18 protein-coding genes are annotated in these 20,133 nt (G+C 49.2%); 14 read left to right on the top strand and 4 right to left on the bottom strand.

The annotated features are described in order from the left end of the window. Window positions 1-96: 96 nt before the first annotated feature. Both KNQ09_RS10970 and KNQ09_RS10965 read left to right on the top strand, forming a co-directional pair. Window positions 97-885, top strand: coding sequence for a flagellar hook-basal body protein (locus tag KNQ09_RS10970; RefSeq protein WP_064299249.1), 789 nt, complete (start codon window positions 97-99; stop codon window positions 883-885). 12 nt (window positions 886-897) lie between these two features. Then, window positions 898-1,680 carry a flagellar hook-basal body protein gene (locus KNQ09_RS10965; protein ID WP_214858425.1) on the top strand — a complete coding sequence of 261 codons (783 nt, stop codon included), beginning with the start codon at window positions 898-900 and terminating at the stop codon, window positions 1,678-1,680. 52 nt (window positions 1,681-1,732) lie between these two features. On the opposite strand, the gene KNQ09_RS10960 is transcribed toward KNQ09_RS10965, so the two are convergent. Both KNQ09_RS10960 and KNQ09_RS10955 read right to left on the bottom strand, forming a co-directional pair. Then, a complete protein-coding gene (locus tag KNQ09_RS10960) occupies window positions 1,733-2,581 on the bottom strand; it encodes an NAD(P)-dependent oxidoreductase (RefSeq protein ID WP_214858424.1) in 849 nt (282 codons plus the stop codon). A gap of 100 nt (window positions 2,582-2,681) precedes the next feature. Then, complete coding sequence (locus tag KNQ09_RS10955; RefSeq protein WP_064299251.1) at window positions 2,682-5,222, bottom strand: ATP-binding protein; 2,541 nt, start codon at window positions 5,220-5,222, stop codon at window positions 2,682-2,684. 249 nt (window positions 5,223-5,471) lie between these two features. Here KNQ09_RS10955 and KNQ09_RS10950 point away from each other — a divergent pair, with 249 nt between their 5' ends. From KNQ09_RS10950 to KNQ09_RS10920, 7 genes are all read left to right on the top strand, one after another. After that, a complete protein-coding gene (locus KNQ09_RS10950; protein WP_064299252.1) occupies window positions 5,472-6,629 on the top strand; it encodes an AI-2E family transporter in 1,158 nt (385 codons plus the stop codon). 67 nt (window positions 6,630-6,696) lie between these two features. Beyond that, on the top strand, window positions 6,697-7,020 hold the full coding sequence (locus tag KNQ09_RS10945; protein ID WP_023469481.1) for a winged helix-turn-helix transcriptional regulator: 324 nt from the start codon (window positions 6,697-6,699) through the stop codon (window positions 7,018-7,020). Between the two features lie 386 nt (window positions 7,021-7,406). Then, complete coding sequence (locus KNQ09_RS10940; RefSeq protein ID WP_214858421.1) at window positions 7,407-9,920, top strand: adhesive domain-containing protein; 2,514 nt, start codon at window positions 7,407-7,409, stop codon at window positions 9,918-9,920. Between the two features lie 79 nt (window positions 9,921-9,999). Next, window positions 10,000-11,628 (top strand): hypothetical protein, encoded by a 1,629-nt coding sequence (locus tag KNQ09_RS10935; protein ID WP_214858419.1) that lies wholly within the window; start codon window positions 10,000-10,002, stop codon window positions 11,626-11,628. Further along, entirely contained in the window at window positions 11,625-12,242 is a 618-nt protein-coding gene (locus KNQ09_RS10930; RefSeq protein ID WP_214858417.1) for a class D sortase, read from the top strand. Before KNQ09_RS10935 ends, KNQ09_RS10930 begins: the two co-directional genes overlap by 4 nt. Continuing rightward, on the top strand, window positions 12,239-13,300 hold the full coding sequence (locus KNQ09_RS10925; protein ID WP_214858414.1) for a YheC/YheD family protein: 1,062 nt from the start codon (window positions 12,239-12,241) through the stop codon (window positions 13,298-13,300). The genes KNQ09_RS10930 and KNQ09_RS10925 overlap by 4 nt, the downstream gene beginning before the upstream one ends. A 14-nt stretch (window positions 13,301-13,314) precedes the next feature. Beyond that, window positions 13,315-13,905, top strand: coding sequence for a hypothetical protein (locus tag KNQ09_RS10920; protein WP_050678223.1), 591 nt, complete (start codon window positions 13,315-13,317; stop codon window positions 13,903-13,905). Window positions 13,906-13,943: 38 nt separating this feature from the next. On the opposite strand, the gene KNQ09_RS10915 is transcribed toward KNQ09_RS10920, so the two are convergent. Both KNQ09_RS10915 and KNQ09_RS10910 read right to left on the bottom strand, forming a co-directional pair. Continuing rightward, window positions 13,944-14,879, bottom strand: coding sequence for a class F sortase (locus KNQ09_RS10915; RefSeq protein ID WP_214858411.1), 936 nt, complete (start codon window positions 14,877-14,879; stop codon window positions 13,944-13,946). Window positions 14,880-14,975: 96 nt separating this feature from the next. Further along, a complete protein-coding gene (locus KNQ09_RS10910; protein ID WP_064299258.1) occupies window positions 14,976-16,343 on the bottom strand; it encodes a hypothetical protein in 1,368 nt (455 codons plus the stop codon). A gap of 404 nt (window positions 16,344-16,747) precedes the next feature. Between KNQ09_RS10910 and KNQ09_RS10905 the strand changes: the two genes are divergently transcribed. The 5 genes from KNQ09_RS10905 to KNQ09_RS10885 all read left to right on the top strand — a co-directional run bounded on the left by KNQ09_RS10905 (window position 16,748) and on the right by KNQ09_RS10885 (window position 20,040). Beyond that, complete coding sequence (locus KNQ09_RS10905; RefSeq protein ID WP_029342717.1) at window positions 16,748-17,044, top strand: DNA-directed RNA polymerase subunit beta; 297 nt, start codon at window positions 16,748-16,750, stop codon at window positions 17,042-17,044. 27 nt (window positions 17,045-17,071) lie between these two features. Then, window positions 17,072-17,494: a 3-hydroxyacyl-ACP dehydratase FabZ gene (fabZ, locus tag KNQ09_RS10900; RefSeq protein WP_214858408.1), complete on the top strand. Its 423-nt coding sequence runs from the start codon at window positions 17,072-17,074 to the stop codon at window positions 17,492-17,494. A gap of 7 nt (window positions 17,495-17,501) precedes the next feature. Next, window positions 17,502-17,924 (top strand): hypothetical protein, encoded by a 423-nt coding sequence (locus tag KNQ09_RS10895; protein WP_029342715.1) that lies wholly within the window; start codon window positions 17,502-17,504, stop codon window positions 17,922-17,924. Window positions 17,925-18,021: 97 nt separating this feature from the next. Further along, window positions 18,022-18,336: a four-helix bundle copper-binding protein gene (locus KNQ09_RS10890; RefSeq protein WP_214858406.1), complete on the top strand. Its 315-nt coding sequence runs from the start codon at window positions 18,022-18,024 to the stop codon at window positions 18,334-18,336. Between the two features lie 135 nt (window positions 18,337-18,471). Beyond that, window positions 18,472-20,040, top strand: a complete 1,569-nt coding sequence (locus KNQ09_RS10885) for an SdrD B-like domain-containing protein (RefSeq protein WP_214858404.1) — start codon at window positions 18,472-18,474, stop codon at window positions 20,038-20,040. Window positions 20,041-20,133 lie beyond the last annotated feature (93 nt).

The following is a 20,133-nucleotide window of genomic DNA, read 5'->3' as shown; positions in this document are numbered from 1 at the left end:
TTACCTTTTTGTTCAAAAAAGCTCATAATTGATGAAGAAGCGACCGATATACTGAGAGGAAAGAATTGAACATGAAGTCAATGAGGAGATGAACGCATGCTACGAGGAATGTATACGGCGTCGAATGCGATGCAGGCATTACAACGCCAACAGGAAATGCTCAGTAATAACTTGGCGAATGCGCGGACGCCGGGCTTCCGCGCTGATCAAGCGTCACTCCGGACGTTTCCGGAGATGCTGATTCAGCAGACAGCAAACAATGAACGGACAGGTGTGCGGGGAGTCGCGACGGTCGGAAAGCTTGCGACCGGTGTCTTTATGCAGGCAGCGACACCAAACTTCACGCAAGGTTCAATCACGGAGACGGGCAATGCGACGGACTTGCAAATCAGTTCGCTTGAAGGGGCACCGCTCTTTACGATTCGCCATCAGGATCCGTTGACGGGAGAGGAAGAGACACTTTACACGACGAACGGACAGTTCGCCGTCGGACAAGACGGGTTACTCCGGACGACGGAGAATGATCTTGTCCTCGATACGAACGGTCAACCACTCGACGTCGTCAATGAAGATTTCCTCGTTGACGCGAACGGTGCCGTCACGGACGGAAACGGTCAGGCAATCGGTAACCTCGGTCTCGTCGTAACCGATCAACCAGAGACGCTTGAGCGGACAGGCAACGGCTTGTTCCGATCAGCTAATCCGTTAAACGCTGGAAACGTCCGGGTCGATCAAGGTGTACTCGAACTTGGGAACGTCGAGGTCGAACAGACGATGGCGGAGATGAATGCCGGTCTACGCCAGTTCGAAGCCAATCAAAAAGTCATTCAAGCGTACGACCGGACAGCGGAGAAGGCTGTTTCCGAAATCGGACGCGTTCGCTAATAGGAGGATACGATGCAATCAATCTATACATCCGCAAGTACGATGGGACAGTTGCAAAAACAGCTCGACACGACTGGTCAAAACCTGGCTAACGTCGATACGAACGGCTATAAACGTCGGGATGCCCAGTTCAATGAACTGCTCGTCCGTAACATCAACAATCAAGCGACAGGTTTTACGCCAGGTCCGTTGACGACACCAGAAGGACTTCGACTCGGTGTCGGAGGTTACGTCGCAAACGAAGCGACGCGCTTTGGCGTCGGAACGTTCCGGACGACAGACCGAAAACTCGACGCAGCACTTGGGAATCCACACCATTTCTTCGGTGTCATCGATACGGATGGCGTAACGAAGTTCACGCGTGACGGAAACTTCCAGTTGTCACCGCAAGCAAACGGACAAGTCCTGCTGACAGATGATGCCGGACGTTCTGTCATCAACCAAGCGAATGATCCGATCGTTTTGCCGGCGAACGCGACAGAGATTGAACTGAACAAGGACGGCAACATCACGGGGATCATAAACGGGGATCGGCGTGTCCTCGCTCGAGTGGGTGTTGCGGACATCCCGAACTACGGTGAATTGACGGAAGTCGGCGGTGGTTTGTTCACGGCGACCGGACAATATCAGAATGCAGCGGGCAATCCGTTGACGGTCGGTCGGCTTGAGACATCAAACGTCGATATGGCGCTTGAGATGACGAACTTGACGCAGCTGCAGCGGGCGTATCAGTTCAACTCGAAAGCATTGATGACAAGTGATCAGATGATGGGGATCGTCACGGCTCTTAAATAATCTCACAGCAAAAGGGTGATGCTTCTCATATCGAGAGGTATCACCCTTTTCATTATTTTTCTTGTAACGCGAGATAGATCGCTGCCATGTCCGCATCATCATAAGTCGGTTTTGCTTCAGCGTAGCTAGCGTCCGTCGCTTGTGCGAGTGGCAGCTTGATTTGTTGGCGTTTTGCTTCAGCCGTGATCAGCCCTAAATCCTTTGCCATCAGACGGAGCGGGAATGCAGACGGGAAGTCATTCTTCCGGTACATGTCGCGTTTGCCGGTGAATAGCGGGGTGTTCATCCCGGAAGCACTAATCATCTGAATCAGCTTCTCTTTCTCGAGCCCCGCACCTTCTCCAAGCAACAATGTCTCCGCGACCCCTTGCCCGACGACAGCAAGCAATAAATTAATGGCGAGCTTCGCTGCACTGCCTGAGCCATGTGATCCGAAATGAATCGTTTCTTTGCCGAGTAGGTCAAGATAGGGCTGACAAGCCGTGACGACGTCTGCGTCACCGCCAGCAAGCAAGACGAGCTGTCCGCTTTCTGCAACGGGAACGGAGCCCGAGACAGGCGATTCGAGATAGATGCCATCACGCTCTTCGACGAGCCGTGCCATCTTCTTTGTCTCTTCCGGTGAGATTGTACTCAAGTTGACGATCGTCTTACCTGTGAGGTTGTCTGTTACACTCTCGAGAACGGACGCGACAGCTGGTCCGTCCGCGAGCATGACGAAGACGATATCGCTTTGACGCACGACGTCCTGTGCTTCTTTGACAGCTGTTGCTCCTCGTTCAGTCAGTGGAGCTGTCTTTTCATACGTCCGGTTGTAGACGGTCAAGCCATGCCCACCGTCAAGTAGACGTGTTGCCATCGGTACCCCCATATGTCCTAAACCAATCCATCCAAGTTGCATGTCGATTCCTCCTTATCCTAATACGCTTTTGACTATACCCCGCACGTCGTCGAATCTAACGACAAAAAAGACCGTCCACATGATGTGAACGGTCAGGTGATTAATCTTCATACGTGAGAATGGTCGAGATGACAGCAATCGGGAAACGGATCGTAAAGGTTGATCCAACACCGACGACGGATTCGACATCAATCGTTCCGCTGTGGTGTTTAACGATCTCCTTACAGATCGATAGACCAAGACCGGTCCCACCGATTTTCCGTGTCTCGGAGTTATCGACACGGTAGAACTTATCGAACAACTTCGGAAGCGCGTCTTGTGGAATCCCGATGCCTTCATCCTGAATCCGGATTTGGGCGAAACCAAGTTCATTTGTAATCCGTATCAAGACTGTCCCACCGCTCGGTGAGTACTTGACGGCATTGCTGAGCAGGTTGTTCAGTAATTGCTTCATCTTTTCTGCGTCGCCGTCGATCATGATCGGTCCACGCGCCTCGAAATCAATCGTGTGTGTCTCGTGTGAGACATCATAGAACTCAATCAAGTCCTGGGCGAGTTCGACAACATCGAACGTCGTCATCTCATACCGATGTTCACTCGACTCCATCCGTTGAACATCGAGGAAATCATTGACGAGCGTCGTCAGGCGACCGGTCTCGGAGTGGATCGTCTGGAGATATTTCCGTTGCCGTTCTTCCTCGAACCGTTTATTAAGCATCAGCTCGGTGAAGCCATAGATCGAAGAGAGCGGTGTCCGTAACTCATGCGAGACGGTCGAGACGAACTCTTCCTTCATCCGCTCGGCTTCCGTTTCTTTCGTCACGTCACGAAGGACAAGCATCGTACCGACCCATGTGCCGTCGACTTCAATCTTCTCAGCGTAAATCTGGATATAGGTACTATACTTTCGAATCGAGACAATCAAGCTATCTTTCGGTAAATCGAGTTCGACGATTTGTTCGATGTAGCGTTCGAATGCTGCCGGTTCATCAATGATGTCAGCTAATGCCTGCATCGCTTGCTCGAAGGCAGAGCGATCTTCATCCTCAAACTGAGTCGGGACTTCCGGGAACAACGTCATCAGCGGTTCGTTGACGAGTAACGCATCTGTCTCATGTTCGATGTAGACGACAGCTTCCCGAATCGAGTTCAATAGTTGCGTCGTCTTGTTTTTCTCACGAATCATTTCTTCATAGATGCCCATCCGTAGAAGCGAGAGAGACAACTGATGCGAGAACGACAGGATGTCGCTCATTTGCTCCGTCGTGAAGGCATCACGATAACGAACGAGATAGATACAGGCGATCATATGCTCTTTTGACGGATCCATGACCGGTACCGCGACCTCATACATATAGTACGGATACGGCAGCGGGCTCTCGTGTGCGACCTGTTTCGATGAATGAACAGGACGCTTTAAGAGACGCGCCCGGTGCAAGAGTGACTGATCGTCAGAGACAAGACGACCGACCATCTCTTCCGTCATCCCGTAATCGATCGTCGAGCGGACTTCTTGTTGATCGAGGAACAACAGGGCGCCAATCTCGGAATGCGTGATCGAGACGAGCTTTTCGATGATTTCCGGATAAGCTGTCAACGTCTCACGAGAAGCGAGCGTCTCCGTCAATTCGTTGCGATACTTCAGGTGTTGTTCACTGCGAAGCGTGATATCAAGTGCTTCTTCGAGTTCCTCCTGCTGCGCTTGCAATTCTTCTTGCTGGGCGACGAGTTCTTCTTGTTGTGCTTGGAGTTCTTCGTTCTTCGCCAACATATGGACCTTGTTATCGGCAATCGATGCCGCCATCTGATTGAACGATGTCGTCAGTGTATGCAACTCGTCCTTCCGTTTAGGCAAGGGGATCGCTTGAATGTCTTCTCCCGTCGCAAGTAAGGCGCTATCACGAGACAAGGCATTGACTTGTTTTGTAATGCGACTGATGAATGGACGTACTAGCGATAGGAGAACAAGAATCAAGACGACGAGATTCGAGAGCCAGATGAACTGGGCGACACGCATTTCGCCAAGGAGATCGTTCTTCGCATCGACTTCTTTCCCTTGGATCAGCGTCAGATAATCAGCAAGTAACGTATCAATCCGTGTCATGTCGACATCAGCGTCTGATAAACTGACCGATCCACGTAACGTACCGTTTTCAGTGAACAAATCTTTCCCGTTCGACAGGGCTGCTAGTGTATTCGGATCAACAAAATCTTCGTTGATCTTTCCGTCTTTTTTTCCTTCGACGTATTCGTTGAGGAGTGGAAGCGACGTTCCGAAATAATCGTCATACATTTGACGTGTCGCGATTGCGTATTCTTGACCTTGCTCATATACCGCATATTTCTCAAACCATGTCGTCAAACGGTTGATCTCCTGTTGGTTTGTCTTGACGGCATCAAGTGTTTCCTGTGAGCCGGTCAATAAGTAAGATTTCACGTTACTTTGCGCGACGGTCCACTCGCTTGCGAGCGCATTCGCATTCGTCCGCCGTTCACGTAAATCATCGAATGTCGCATTCGCCTGATCGATTTTCTGTTCCGTATAGAAGTAAACGATTCCGGACGTGATGCTGAGAGCGACGAACACCATATAGAAGGCGAACATCAATTGGCGACCGATGGTATGATTGATCCATTTCACTGGGGTATCCTCCGTATTCTATTTTTACATGTATCAAAAAGATTGCTTAAATGCCGAATACACTTATCTTACGTAGATTTGAAGGTCTCGGCAAATCTGAATCTGCAAAATTGACTAAAACAAATATATCATATATGTGTTAAACGATAACGAACTATATATTTTCTAAGAATAAGGATTAAGAAGTATCGTTTTAAGGAAAACTAAAGAGGATATTGAACTTCATTTTTTAAGTGGGGAAGTGGTTAGATGCAAAAAATGTTTGAAAACAAATGGTACCGATTCGCCTGGTGGGTCATGACGTTACTGATCATTGTCTGGATTGGTGATCATGTCACGTTCCTGTTCCGACCGGTCGCGATTCTGCTTCAGATGGTCGTACCACCCCTCGCGATCGCCGGGATTCTCTATTATGTCCTGCTACCGATCGTCGAGTTACTTGAGAAGAAGATGAAACGGCGACCTGCTGTCTTGATCGTCCTCGTGGGTTTGATCGGGATATTGACGACACTCGGCTTCATCTTTGGTCCGATGCTGTCGGAGCAAATCACGCAGTTCGTTAATTCGATTCCGACACTTGCGACACAGTTCCAGCGGCAATTGATTGATGTCCGGGATCAACTCGAGAACAGCGCAGCCTTTTCACGCTTCCTGTCAGGACCAGACAACTTGTTCAATAAGTTCTCGGGCAACATCTCAGAATATGCGTCGACTTTCCTCAAGAACATCGGCACAGGTGTCGGTGGATTCGTCAGTGTCCTGACGACGACGGTCGTGACGATCGTCATCATTCCGATCATGTTGATCTACATGTTGCTTGACGGCGATAAGCTGAAAGGCAATCTCGTCAAGCTGATGCCGTATGAGTATCATAAGGAAACGAAAAAAATCCTTGGTGACGTCCATTTGACGATCATGAGCTATATCCGCGGGCAAGTCATCGTCAGCATTGGTGTCGGGATCATCGCCTATATCGGGTATCTGATTATCGGGATCGATTATGCGTTATTGCTCGCTTTGTTTGCGACACTAACGAACATCATTCCGTTCCTCGGTCCTGTCCTCGGTGTCATTCCGGCCTTGATCGTCGGGTTCATTCAGGATCCGATTCTTGCGATTTATGCGATCATCGTCATGACGGTCGCGCAGCAAATCGATTCGCACATCATGTCACCACTCGTGCAAGGGAAGACGCTTGACGTTCATCCGCTAACGATCATCATCGTCTTGCTCGTCGCTGGTAACATCGCCGGTTTCTTCGGCGTCTTGCTTGGTGTTCCGTTCTACGCTGTCATGAAGGTCGTCATCCTGAACATTCGTCGTCTCTATCATCTCCGGTCGCAGAAGAAGATGGTCATCACAGAGGAAGAGAAGACGTTTGATACGATCATCACGGAGCGCGATTGAGTTTTGAAATTCACGTAAAAGTACGTCATACTGAAGAGGTAGCTAAGAAAAAGGGGGCAGGAATCAGATGGATTCACGTCATACCGAAGAACAAGCCGATTTACTGGCGTTGCAGAAATTTCAACACAACTTCGAGAACAGTTTGAAGTCGAGCATCATTTATCTCTTGCGTGATGGTGCGTTGACGATCGGGGAGCTCGAGCAACGAATCGATCAGTCGCACGGTCAGATCCTCGAGCAATTACAGGAATTGATCGAAGATGGACTCGTTGTCCAGCAGATGTCCGAGAAAGTGCACGGACTTGCCTATTATTTAACGGCACCCGCTGAAGATCTCGTCCGACAGTTCAAGGAATCGATCCGTTGGAGTAAGCAACACATTCGATACTAAAAAGCAGGTTTCTAGACCTACGAGCAGACGCTCGTAGGTCTTTTTGCGTTTTTTAAAACTATGGTCATATAAAATTGAAATAAGCCATTTTTACACAAAATGGATAGAACTAGTATGAAATAAAATTACAATATATTTTAGTGATTGATTATTGATAATATATATTATTTATATTTTTATGGTAAATTAATATCTAAAATACTGGTTAATAATAACTATTCAACCATTACTTTTGTAAAAAATTGTATATTTTTATGGTAATTGCATGCATAATAATAGGTGTACGATTATTTTTTCCGTAGAAAAGGAGTGTTGAAATGAGAAAAAAAGCACCTGATTTTCGAAAGAAGATGAATCGACACCATAGAAACCACACACGAAGACTAGTGAAACTGCTGGCAGCGTCCTCTCTCGCCCTCTCTCCGATCTCATTCACTTATACGAAAACCGAAGCAGCTGAGAATTCTGAAAAGAAGTTTCAGACGCAACAAAGTCAATTCGCGAACTCGGTTCGAAACTCGCTTGTCCAAGGACCGAATCGAGTCAGCTTAGCTGAAGTTCAACTATTGACGGATGTCGCGGTCAATGCAAATCTGACGGAACAACCGGATAACTATGATTTAGCCCTTAATTTAACCGGAATCGGATTAGCCGATGCGGAAGTATTGAACCCGGACCGGGTGGCTGTCTTCAACATTCCAGATTTAGCGGGAAAAATGCAGGCGAATGGTAATGCGTCGGTCAGTGTTGAATTATTACCCATCACACTTGAAGATTTACCGACGCTTAAGGGACAGCTCGATCCGTTGACGGGAACAGTAGCAGATACTGTGACTGACCTATTAGCGGGTATCGATCGATTACAACGTACTCCAGTCGTAGGTAGTTTGTTGAGAGTGGATGGGCTCGAAGAATTAACGGATGCCCTGGGTAATCTACAAAATTTAGATACCGCACTTTCAGACCTTCTAGATTATGAAGGCTCTGCTCCAGTCACGATTAATCCGGATGGTTCAATCATCATCGATTTTAGTGATGGTTTAGGACAGCATCTTGACACGGTAACGAAACAAGTTGTTCAAGAAGCCTTGACCGATTTGGTCAATGCCATTACGAATTTAAAATTATCCGGAATAGCAGGAAATTTAATTGATCCTGTTTTAAACCCAGTCAAAAATTTACTGCCAGGTGTGAACAGTCTTTTAACGGCAGTAACGAACGATACAGTGAACTTGTCGAATGAACTCGCAGGTGTACAAGTACTTGGACCAACTTCTGTTAGTGCCAATGTCACCGTAGATAAACCGGCTGGAGTTGCTCAAGACGAAGTTGTTGTTACAGGATCTGTCGTTAATACGTCAGCAATTGATGTACAACTTCTGGCTGATCTAGATGGTCAAGATACGATCGTTTTTGATGAAGAGGCAGATGGAGACGCTGACGCTGATGCCGATGCGGATGCGGACGCCGATGCCGATGCCGACGCTGACGCCGATGCGGATGCGGATGCTGACGCGGATGCGGATGCTGACGCGGATGCCGATGCTGACGCCGATGCGGATGCGGATGCGGACGCCGATGCGGATGCCGATGCGGATGCGGATGCTGACGCCGACGCTGATGCGGATGCGGATGCTGACGCCGATGCGGATGCTGACGCCGATGCGGATGCTGACGCCGATGCGGATGCTGACGCCGATGCGGATGCGGACGCCGATGCTGACGCCGATGCGGATGCGGATGCGGATGCTGACGCCGATGCTGACGCCGATGCTGACGCTGACGCCGATGCGGATGCTGACGCTGATGCGGATGCTGACGCAGATGCCGATGCTGACGCAGATGCCGATGCGGATGCCGATGCCGACGCTGACGCTGACGCAGATGCTGATGCAGATGCAGATGCTGATGCTGACGCCGACGCAGATGCCGATGCGGATGCGGATGCGGATGCCGACGCTGACGCCGATGCTGATGCTGACGCGGATGCGGATGCCGATGCGGATGCTGATGCGGATGCGGATGCGGATGCGGATGCCGACGCTGATGCTGACGCTGATGCGGATGCTGACGCTGATGCTGATGCTGACGCCGATGCGGATGCTGATGCGGATGCGGATGCCGACGCTGATGCTGATGCGGATGCTGACGCTGATGCTGATGCTGATGCTGACGCCGATGCTGACGCAGATGCCGATGCGGATGCCGACGCGGATGCTGATGCCGATGCGGATGCGGATGCGGACGCTGATGCGGATGCAGATGCTGACGCGGATGCGGACGCCGATGCTGATGCGGATGCGGATGCGGACGCTGACGCTGACGCCGATGCCGACGCCGATGCTGACGCGGATGCCGATGCGGATGCCGACGCCGATGCGGATAACGACGCCGATGCGGATAACGATAACAATGGAGACAAGGATAATGCTAATGGTGGAAATGACGACAATACTGACAATACTAATGGTGGAGATAATGGTAACAACGAAAATAGTGGAGACGATTCCAACAATGTTTCGAATCAAAACACTAATACTGACAATGATAATATCGTCATAACGATTCCAGCCGTGACACCACCTATGACACCGCCGAGTAATGGACCAGTCATCACCCCATCTCCAATAGTGAGTTCAGGATCAAACATCAAGCCTACACCTTCATCAGGCTCTCTAAGTAGTTCGAGCGTTAAACCGACGTTACCAAACACTTCGGTTAAAGCATCAACCGCGAAATCACCACTCGTTTCAAAACCGATCACTCAACCAGTTAAACGAATCGTTGGTGGTACGTTACCGAATACTTCGGAAAATCTGTTCTTGATCACCCTCATGGGAATGCTTGCGACAGCTGCCGGATTGTTCACGAAACTATTCCGCCGCCGTCCACAAGAGTAAGTCATGCTGTAGTTAATCGTAGTGGGGCCATCTGTGCCTCACTGCGATTCATCCTTTTAGAATAGGAGTGAAGCTGAACATGGATCTGCTCAACCGATTCACCACTGCCATCGATGTACTGGAACAACACATGAAGACCGATGATATCTATTACTGGAATCGTCAGATGATGTTATTCGTCTCACTCGGACAAGCATCGGAGCGGGCCCGTGTCGTTCGATTCCAAGGCAAAGGACTACAATCCGTAAAAGATCAAGCACGCAATTGGCTCCGTAAACAACCGGAGATGGAGTGGTTAAAACTCGACATCGCCCGAAACTTTGAGGCACTTTCGTTTGAGACTTTAAACGAGCGGGTGAAAGACACACGGAAAAATTACTTCCGACACGGAATCGCATTCGATCGAAAGATGCAATGTGCCTATCTAGAAGAAGAATTGAATGGTAATGCCGTTTTGACACAAGATCCGACGCATCAAGAACTACACATCAATCTAACGAACTTGAGCAATTATGCGCACCAACAAGGGCGGACGGAGCGGATGGACTTTCATCCGACAAGTCCATGCCTCCTCTTTGATACACTCGGTGTCTTCGCAGACGAAACACCATATGTACTTGAAGTCATACGTGATGTCGAAAAAATCCGTGAGACGACAAGCCCACTTCCTTCTGAAATCAAGACGATCGTCGCCCAGTCGAGTGAGTATCTTGCTCGCCAAGTCCGGACGAATGGTCGCTTCCAATATGGTTACTTCCCATGCTTTGATAAACCGATCAAGTTCTACAACAGCTTACGTCATGCAAGTACACTCTATTCAATGATTGAAGCCTATCGACTGACACCAAGCGAACGATTACGCCAAGCAATCGATCGAGCAAAACGCTATTTGATCGAGGAATTGATCGTACATGAAGGGGAGCGTTCCTTCGTGCTTGATCGCGAATCGAACGAAATCAAACTCGGTGCGAATGCTGCAGCAATCTTAGCATTGACGGAATACATGCAGACGTTTCAGACGACGGATGAGTTACGACTCAGTCAACGACTCGCAACAGGCATTCTTTCACTGCAACAACCATCGGCGCAATACCTGCATGTGCTCGAGTATCCGTCGTTTGCGTTAAAGGAAGCCTTCCGGATCATCTACTACGAAGGAGAAGCGACATACGCCTTGATGCGGTTGTACGCACTCGATCCCGATCCCCGTTGGCTCGATAGTGTCGTCCAATCATTTGATCATTTCATCGCTAAATCGTACTGGAAATTCCACGATCATTGGTTGAGCTATAGTGCGAACGAGTTAACGAAATGGTTGCCGGAAGCGCGTTATTTCCAGTTCGGTCTCCAGAACGTCTCCCCGAAACTCGACTTCATTTATCATCGGGAAACGACGTACCCGACGTTCCTTGAACTGATGCTTGCGGCACGCGAGATGATTGACCGGATCGAAGCGCTGGGACGAGCCGACTTGTTAGCTGATTTTCCGCTCGACTGGCTCGACCAGACGATTGAACGACGGATGATTTATCAGCGAAACGGCTTCTTCTATCCAGAAGTCGCGATGTATATGAAGAAACCCGGTCGGATTCTCGGAAGTTTTTATATTCGGCACCACTCGATGCGAGTCCGAATCGATGACGTCGAGCATAATTTGTCTGGGTATTGCCGGGCATGGACACGAATGCTGAAGGAGGTGCCGTCATGATGCGACGCGTATCAACGCTGTTACTTGTCATCGGACTTGCCTTACTTGGATACGTCGGGTATCAGAAACTGACGGTCCAGCAAACCTTGACGACGGAACTGGCAAAAGCAAAAGATGTCGTCCGGGCGGAAGGAAAGTCATCGACCACATCAAAATCAGCAGCAACGAGCAAACAAGCGAAGGAGAAGACGAAGGATGTCCTCTTTCAAACCGGTGAGACGGTCGGTTATTTAAAAGTGCCGTCACTTGAGATGGAGTTACCGGTGCTTGAAGGCGTCGATGATGCGACACTCGCAAAAGGTGTCGGCCATCATCCGGAGACGGCCTTTCCAGGGCAAGGCGACCGGATTTTCCTCGCCGGGCATAACGATACGACATTCTCGAAAATCAGTAAGTTGAAGAAGGGCGACGAGGTCGTCCTCTATCTCGCGAACGGATCCTATCGCTACGTCATGCAATCGAGCGAGATTGTCGATTACAAAGACACGCGGGTCCTTGAGTCAACGAAGCAGGAGTCACTCGTCGTTTCGACCTGTTATCCGTTTTATAACGTCACGGACAGTACGGAACGTTATTTGATCTATTTTGAACCGGTCGAGGAGGATGCGTCATGACACGAATCGGAATTTTACGCCTGAACGAGAATCCGCAGTTTCGCGATAAGATTGCCTGCGTCATCGGTGCTTCGATGGGCGTTGACATCTTCTTTTTCCGTCCGCGCGATGTTGATTTCAAAAACCGGACGATCCGCGGACTCTTCTTCGATGAAGATGCCTGGCATCCAAGTATGTATGAGTTTCCGGACGTCATCTACAATCATTTGCCACTCAGTGATGCAGACAAGGAATTATTTAATCGTCTTGCAGCCGAGATTCCCTTTACGACGCACCGGATTGGGAATAAAAATGTCGTCTTACGTCAACTGGCGCAAGAAGGATCGTTTCAGGACGTCTTGATTCCGATGCACCGGGTAAAGAAAGGAAAGACGATTTTCCCGCTGATTGAGAAGTACGGAAAAATCGTCTTCAAGCCGGCGAACGGGAAACAAGGGCAACGGATTTATACGATCGAGCAGGAGGGAGATCAGTATCGATTCAGCCATCTACTCGAGTCGACCGTCTGTTCGACAGGGGAATTGATCAGCCGCATCGAAGAAGAGACGAAACGGAATCCGATGATCGTCCAGCCGTTCATCGCCTCGCAAACGATCCATGGGCATTCGTATTGCATGCGGATCCATGTCGCGAAGGGAGCGAACGGGCAATGGAAACTCGTCAAATATTTTCCGTTCGTCAGCAACAATCACCAAGAATCGGTCAGCCATCTCAGTCACGGAGCGTTCTCGACGACGCGGATGGACATCTTCATGAAGCAGAACTATCCGGATCAACATGAAGCGATTTCGCGACGGATCGTCGATTTTGCGCGACGGTTCCCGGCTTATTTCGAATCGTTTTATGCCTACCCGCTCGATGCGCTCGGAATCGATGTCGGGATTGGTGAGGATGGACGTATCTATCTCTATGAGGTCAACAGCTTGCCTGGTACGCGCTATGTCGAGTTTCAGGCAGAGTATCTCGCGGTCCAGTATTGCCAGTACCTTGCGACACATGGGCGTCCCGGTATACATGGACTCGACCGGGGATGGATGAAGGAACGGATCGAGGCTTAGAAAAGAGGCGACGTGTGAAGACAGTATTGTTTTATGTGATGTCGGGCTTGCTCGTCCTCATCATCGTAACGAAATTCATGGTCCCACTCTTCGGTTGGTTTCAAGCAGAGGAGCCGGTAAAAGAAACGAAACCACGGACGTCAATTCGACTGGATGAAGCACAGCTGAAGCAGTTCGATCGCGAAGATCGACTCGGTGTCGTCTATGAGATGGCAGGATTGAAGCTGAAGACGCTGGACGTCGATACGACGGAAAAAACGCGACAAACACCGCTCGTTCAAATGAAGGTCGAAAAACAAAAGCTCCTCCAAGTGATGGGGGAGCAGGGACGGTTGCTTGCGATCACGGTCAAAGTGACGAATCAGTCAGCGGACGAGATTGAAATCTTACCAAAGATCGGGGAGTATGAGACAGAGGACGAGATTGTGACGATTGCGGATCAATTTAATGCCTTGAACGGTAAATACAAACCGGATGAGAGCCGGATCGGGATCGTCTTTATTCCGTCGGAGCAACTCCGTGTGACGGAAGGGCGACTTAGCCTGTTCTATGAGACGATGTCCGGTAAGAAGCAACTCCGGATTGCATTACCAGCAGCAAAATAAAGAACGGGATGCCTCCAAGTTGGAGACATCCCATTTTGTCATTTCTGGACGGCGCTGAACGCGTCTTCTGATTCGATTCCGGCTTTACTGACCGCTGTGACAACGAAACGACCTGTTGCATCTTCTGGGAGTGGGAACGCTTTACGCTCGATCGATTCTGTCGTACCGAGTTTTTTGCGTTTTCCATCCTGCTCTTGATAGACGTTGTATTTGACGACGTCTTCATCGGTTGACGCATACCAGTTGATGAATCCACCACTGACGCGAATGTTCGTCGCCGGTTTTGGTGGTGTCTTGACTGGATCTGATGCTTTTTCATCAAGTTCCGTGAAGACGACGAGACGATCGTCGTACGTGCCTTGGTTCTGATCATACGTTCCGATACAGGTGATCAAGTTCAGGTTCCGAGTATCGGCTGGACCAAAGATTTTCTTTAGTGGTGCTTTTAAGTGATCGTACTGGACGAGCTCTTTGACGCGGAAGACGAGCTTCCGTCCGGACGCATCGGTGATTTCGACCGGGTCACCTTTCTTCAGCTCATGCAACTTATAGAAGATTGCTGGCCCAGTCTTCGTATCGGTGTGACCGTCGATGACGGCATTGCCGACGTCACCCGGACGCGGACCAAACTTGTACCAGCCAGCTTGTTGTTCGTTTTTAGGTGTCGCCATCGCACCATCCTTATCGAGCCCGACCTGTTCGACTTTCGTCTTGATATCGTGCTTCGGGATGAAGAGTTGTTTCGGAAGCTCGACCTCCGTTGCCGAGAGGTCCTTGAACTCCTTCTTGAAGATTTCAGACGGCTTGAGCGGATCTTCTTCCTTCGTCTCGGAAGAGGCCGCGGATTCTGTTTTTGGATCACCTTGCGTGATGTTTGATGTATCCGGTTTTGTTTGACCGAACAAGAGGAACAGCAGTGTTCCGACCGATGCGACCATTAAGATGATGCTCGCCGGTAATAACCAACGTTTCATAAACGCGTATCTCCTTTCCGAGAGAAGGGATTCCCTCTATGTACAAAAATAACAGGATAGCATGTCGCTATCCTGTTATTGATTATACCCAATTTCTTAGGCGTTTTGACGTTTACGTGCGAGGACAAGACCGACTGCTCCGAGTGCAAGACCGAATACTGCGATCGCACCAGTTGTTGCAGCTGAGTTGTTGTCGCTCATTCCACCGTTACCTGTGTTAGGCATTGATCCTGGAGTACCATCCATGAACTTCTCTGGTGATTGTTTAACGATTGCATCACCGAGGTTAGCTCCTACGCCGTACATGTAAGCGTAAGACTCACGGAATGTGTCGACAGAACCTTTGTAGTCGCCTTCAACATACTGCATGAACGTATCTTGGACGTAAGTCTCGTGACCTGATACCGCTTCTTGTGCTGCTTTTGTTGGAAGGTTTTCTTCTGTCGCTGCACCAAGGAATGCACCGAAGTCGTTCGAGAACATTTTGAGCATGTCTTGTGCGTCACCCATCAATTTCTTATCATCATTGACTGCTGCTGTGACGAGGTTCGCTTGTGCTTCGATGTGGTTTTTCGTCCAAACTTGCTCGAACTGATCTGCACCGGCTTGACCGTAGATCGATTTGATGGCTGCTTTGAAGTCAGCTGTGTGCATGTCTTCAGCCCAGTTTGCTGCATCGTAGTCTTTCGCTTGGTCGACGCCAGCTGTCATGCTGAGGTTTGCAAGAGCAACGTGTTCAGCTGCAAGGCTGTTGAGTGTCGAACGAAGATCTGCTGCTTTTGAGTCAGCTTTCGTGTTGTCGAATTTCTCAGGCATCTGTGTTGTGATTGCAACAGAAAGTGCTTTTGAGATATCGTACATGCGGCTGTAACCTTCACGGAACGTGTTGTACGATCCTTCGTAGTCACCAGCTGCATATTGCTGGAATGTTTTGTAGACGTCTGCTTCGTGAGCACGGAGGACTTCTTCAGCTGCTGCTTTCGGGAGTTTACCTTCCGTAGCTGTATCGAGGAAGCTTGAGAGATCTTGAACGAACTCTTCTGTTTCTTTCTTCGAAGCGTTGATGCCGTCTTGGTCGTCTGCTTTTACAGCTTTGACGAGGTCTGTCGTATATTTGTTGTGATCAACGAAGATTTTCTCGAACTGTTTCGCGCCTTCGTCACCGTAGACTGAAGCGATTGCTGGAGTCATGTCGAGTGCGTTTTGTTTGAGTGCTGCTTCGTAGTACTGTGCGTCTTTTGAACCGTCATATTGTTTCTTCATGTCCATGACTGCGAGGACGAAGTGCTCAGAGAGTAATTGATCGAGTGTAGCACGAAGGTCAGCGGCTTTCGTTTTGACCGTGACGTTTTTCGGTGCATCTTGTTTCATATCTTCTCCGCCACCGGAAGCGAATGCTGCCGTTCCTGGTAGTACGAGTGCTGCTGCCATTGCTGATGCTGCGAATTTTTTCGTGTGTTTCATCTTAAATCATTCCTCTCAGTTTTTGGTTTATTTGGTAGGTGTTTCTTGCCTGTTCTGAATAGCTTACGCAACGTCGGGTGATTTGGATTGCATAAAGTTTTAATTTTTTTAATGAGTTGTTGAAGTGATGTTTCGTGCCACCCAAGAACCGTTGTTGCGTCGTTCTGGAAAGCTTACGCCGGACAGTTTCATTTGGATTTAAAAAAGTGTAAAAAAACCGCAGAACGTGGGAAACTGTTTTTCGCCTTCCTTATATACACAAACTAAAATTTTTTAGAGGAATTGCCTGTCTCATCGTGTTACACTAGTTGCGGAACACGTTTTGTAGCGAATTTGGAACTATTTAATACCAGGTACTAATATGCTATACTGTTCTCAGACTGAATCAATGAAAGGTGATCAAGATGGTACAAAACCAAACAGGCACGGATCAGCCAACGCGTGAACGCCTGAAGAAGAAGCAACAGGCTTCAAACCAGGAAACCGGCAATCCGGAGCACAAATCAGAGCGACGTCTTCGTGCATATTCGACACGCCGAGTTCCGATCATCGTACGTGTACTGATCGTTCTCGTTCTCATCGTCGTAGCACTGATCGTCGGCGCAATGGTGGGTTATGCGACGTTTGGTGGTGGCGAGGCAATGGATGTGTTAAAGCTCGACACATGGACCCGCATCACCGATTTTTGGATGAAATCTTAATTTAATCAGTGATGGGAGCTGTCGAATATGTATACGATCGAACAAATCAAGAAAGTCATTCCGCACCGGTATCCGTTTTTACTCGTTGACCGCATTTTGGAAGTCGAAGAGGGAAAACGTGCCGTTGGAATCAAGAACGTCACGGCGAACGAAGAATTCTTCAATGGTCATTTCCCAGAATACAATGTCATGCCCGGCGTCTTGATCGTCGAAGCACTTGCCCAAGTTGGTGCCTTCGCCGTGCTGAAGATGGAAGAGAACCAAGGGAAGCTCGCTTTCTTCGCAGGAATTGAAGGATGCCGCTTCAAACGTCAAGTCGTGCCCGGGGATCAGCTCCGCCTCGAAGTCGAATTGACGAAGGTCCGCGGACCGATCGGTAAAGGTCGTGCCACAGCCACAGTCGATGGGGAAGTCGCCTGTGTCGCTGAACTGACGTTTGCTATGAAGTGAAGCGAACATGAAACGCTGGCTTCTCCCCCTCGCGATTTCCTTACTCGTCGTTCCTGGTTGTCAGCGCGCAGAACAAGCGAAGACCGCTTCCCCGACGGTCATCGTGGATCCAGTTAAGCGTGCAGGACAGACCGAGAACATTTCCGCACAGGTCACCCTGACGGAAAATGACCGGATGCGTCTCGTCATCCGGACAGCGAATGACATTCGACTCGATGACCAACAGGTCGATATCCGGCTCGAAGTCGCCAACCAATCGATTCCGTTTCCGTTCGTCTCCTTCGAAGCAAAGAAGATGGGGGAAATCCGGACCTATACGTCCAATACGACGATCGAAAAAGAAGTCTTCGATGACCAGCGTCTTCCGGTCCTCATCATTGATGCAGGAGCAGGTCGTGGGATCGAGATTCCGCTTGAAATCGTCAAATAAGACAGCATAGTGAGCTTTTCGCTCCATGTGCTGTCTTATTTTTGTTTGATTTCGGCTCGTGAGGGAACAGAAAATAGATACAAAAGGAGGAATTAATATGGATCACACGGTACAGCAACGACTGACAGATTGTATTCTTGCTTGTAATCATTGTTTTGATGCCTGTCTGAAGGAAGAACATATCGGGCATATGGCGGATTGTATTCGACTCGACCGGGATTGTGCTGATATCTGTAGCCTCTTGCTACAAGCGATCGCTCGAAACAGCTCGAATGTCGCGGTCCTCGCTAAAGCATGCCAGGAAATTTGTGAAGCATGCGCCGCTGAGTGTAGTAAACACGATCACGATCATTGCCAAGAGTGCGCAAAAGCGTGTACGGCATGCGCGCAAGTGTGTAGTCAGCTCGTCTAAGACCTTGTCTTTCGACAAGGCTTTTTTATTATAAAAAAATAGCAGGAATTCAAGATTTCTTCTGGTTATTTTTGGCGGATTTGTTTACTATTTAGGGAGGTAATACTAAATCACGATAGGAGCATACATACACTCATGAAAAAACTTAGTTTACTTTTGATGGCACTCGTCGTCGCGTTCGGTTTGAAGTTACCGGTCTACGCAGAAACCGTCGAGTGGGACGTCACAGGAACGGGCACGGGTCCGTATACGTTGACGTTTGAAGGCACAGGTATCGTCGATATCACGTCGGAGACGGCACTCGTCTTTGAAGACGGCGTGACAGGGGAAGACGTCAACATCGAAGAGACACCGGTCGTGACGTTCACGGCAGAGACGGCACCTGTCGTCAAGGTCGTCTCAGCAGATGGACAACGGACGATTCTCGTCGAATTCGGTAAAGTCGTCACACCAGACGAGCCGACGACAGAAGAACCAACGCCAGAGACACCCGTAACAGAAGAACCGGTTAAAGAAGATCCGGCAACGGATGAACCGACGACAGAAGAACCGACGCCGGAAGAGCCTGTGACGGAAGAACCGGTCAAGGAAGAGCCGACGACAGACGAGCCAGAGACGGGTGATGACGCGACACCGACACCAGTCGAGGCACCGACAACGGCAACGATCGAAGGAACGATCTGGTTCGATGAGAACGAAGACGGCATTCGCCAAGAGAAGGAAACACGTCTCGATGATGTAGTCGTCTATTTGATGGACCGGAATGAAGATGTCATCGATGAAGTATACACGAAGAATGGTCTATACAGCTTCAAGGATTTAAAACCAGGAACATATGAAGTCGAAGTCGACGGATATGACATGGGGTACTATTTCTATTCCGAGCAAAACGTTGGTGACGACCGGACGATCGACTCCGATGTCGATGAAGACTTTGGGATGAAGAAAGTCCGTCTCGTCGCAGGTCAGACGGAAGTGATCGACGCTGGGATTTACGGCGACGAAGAGCTCGACGGTATGTTCGAGCATTGGTTAGCTGTCGTCAATTTCTTTGATGCAAACGGAAACCAACAGCCAGATTTTGATGAAGGAACAGTTCCTGCGACGTATACGGTAACGGATGCGATCACAGGAAAGGATGTCTATCAGGAAAAGATCGCAAAAGATGACTTGATGATGCTCCAACTTGATCCGGGAACGTACACGATCAAGACGGAAGTCGCAGCGGGCTACACGGTCAAAGCGATGCATCACCTTGACATGGATGACTTGATGATGGATATGGATGAAGAGATGTATGAAGACTATGAGTCATTCGCTCAGCAAGCGAAAGCGATGAAACTGATGGCGAGCGATGAAGAATCAATCTCGCCGGAAGAACAAGAGATGATTGATGAATTGTTGAAGTACTTCGAGCGAAAATCACCGGAAGCGGGTGTGACGATCGAAGAAGGCAGCCTCGGTACGATCTTGCTCGCGGAAATCGCGAAAGCAGAACCGGTCGCAAAACCGACGCCAACACCAACGTCAACAGAAACATCTGTTCAGACAGTCGAATCTGCTGAAAAACAATCGAAACCTACGACAACGACAGCAACGGGCACATTACCACAAGCAGGTGAAGACAAGCCGTTCCCATATGCAGCAACGGGAGCAGGACTTGCTATCGTCGGCCTTTGGTTACTCGTTCGTCGGGGAGCATAACGATTAGAGACCTTCTATACGAGGGTCTCTTTTTTGATGTGTGTATCCTTTGACACACACGCACACATGTGTGTATAGTAAAGGTACTACTAG

Origin of the sequence: Exiguobacterium sp. s191 (genome assembly GCF_018618955.1) — a bacterium.
Classification (GTDB): domain Bacteria; phylum Bacillota; class Bacilli; order Exiguobacteriales; family Exiguobacteriaceae; genus Exiguobacterium_A; species Exiguobacterium_A abrahamii.
Note: the sequence above shows the minus strand (reverse complement) of the source record. Positions and strands in the feature narration are given on the sequence as shown.

Excerpts from the sequence above, each read along its gene's own strand:
- KNQ09_RS10910 (WP_064299258.1), bottom strand. The coding sequence starts at position 16,343 with ATGAAACACACGAAAAAATTCGCAGCATCAGCAATGGCAGCAGCACTC.
- KNQ09_RS10905 (WP_029342717.1), top strand. The coding sequence starts at position 16,748 with ATGGTACAAAACCAAACAGGCACGGATCAGCCAACGCGTGAACGCCTG.
- fabZ (WP_214858408.1), top strand. The coding sequence starts at position 17,072 with ATGTATACGATCGAACAAATCAAGAAAGTCATTCCGCACCGGTATCCG.
- KNQ09_RS10915 (WP_214858411.1), bottom strand. The coding sequence starts at position 14,879 with ATGAAACGTTGGTTATTACCGGCGAGCATCATCTTAATGGTCGCATCG.
- KNQ09_RS10925 (WP_214858414.1), top strand. The coding sequence starts at position 12,239 with ATGACACGAATCGGAATTTTACGCCTGAACGAGAATCCGCAGTTTCGC.
- KNQ09_RS10890 (WP_214858406.1), top strand. The coding sequence starts at position 18,022 with ATGGATCACACGGTACAGCAACGACTGACAGATTGTATTCTTGCTTGT.
- KNQ09_RS10885 (WP_214858404.1), top strand. The coding sequence starts at position 18,472 with ATGAAAAAACTTAGTTTACTTTTGATGGCACTCGTCGTCGCGTTCGGT.
- KNQ09_RS10950 (WP_064299252.1), top strand. The coding sequence starts at position 5,472 with ATGCAAAAAATGTTTGAAAACAAATGGTACCGATTCGCCTGGTGGGTC.
- KNQ09_RS10970 (WP_064299249.1), top strand. The coding sequence starts at position 97 with ATGCTACGAGGAATGTATACGGCGTCGAATGCGATGCAGGCATTACAA.
- KNQ09_RS10935 (WP_214858419.1), top strand. The coding sequence starts at position 10,000 with ATGGATCTGCTCAACCGATTCACCACTGCCATCGATGTACTGGAACAA.
- KNQ09_RS10965 (WP_214858425.1), top strand. The coding sequence starts at position 898 with ATGCAATCAATCTATACATCCGCAAGTACGATGGGACAGTTGCAAAAA.
- KNQ09_RS10930 (WP_214858417.1), top strand. The coding sequence starts at position 11,625 with ATGATGCGACGCGTATCAACGCTGTTACTTGTCATCGGACTTGCCTTA.
- KNQ09_RS10960 (WP_214858424.1), bottom strand. The coding sequence starts at position 2,581 with ATGCAACTTGGATGGATTGGTTTAGGACATATGGGGGTACCGATGGCA.
- KNQ09_RS10945 (WP_023469481.1), top strand. The coding sequence starts at position 6,697 with ATGGATTCACGTCATACCGAAGAACAAGCCGATTTACTGGCGTTGCAG.
- KNQ09_RS10895 (WP_029342715.1), top strand. The coding sequence starts at position 17,502 with ATGAAACGCTGGCTTCTCCCCCTCGCGATTTCCTTACTCGTCGTTCCT.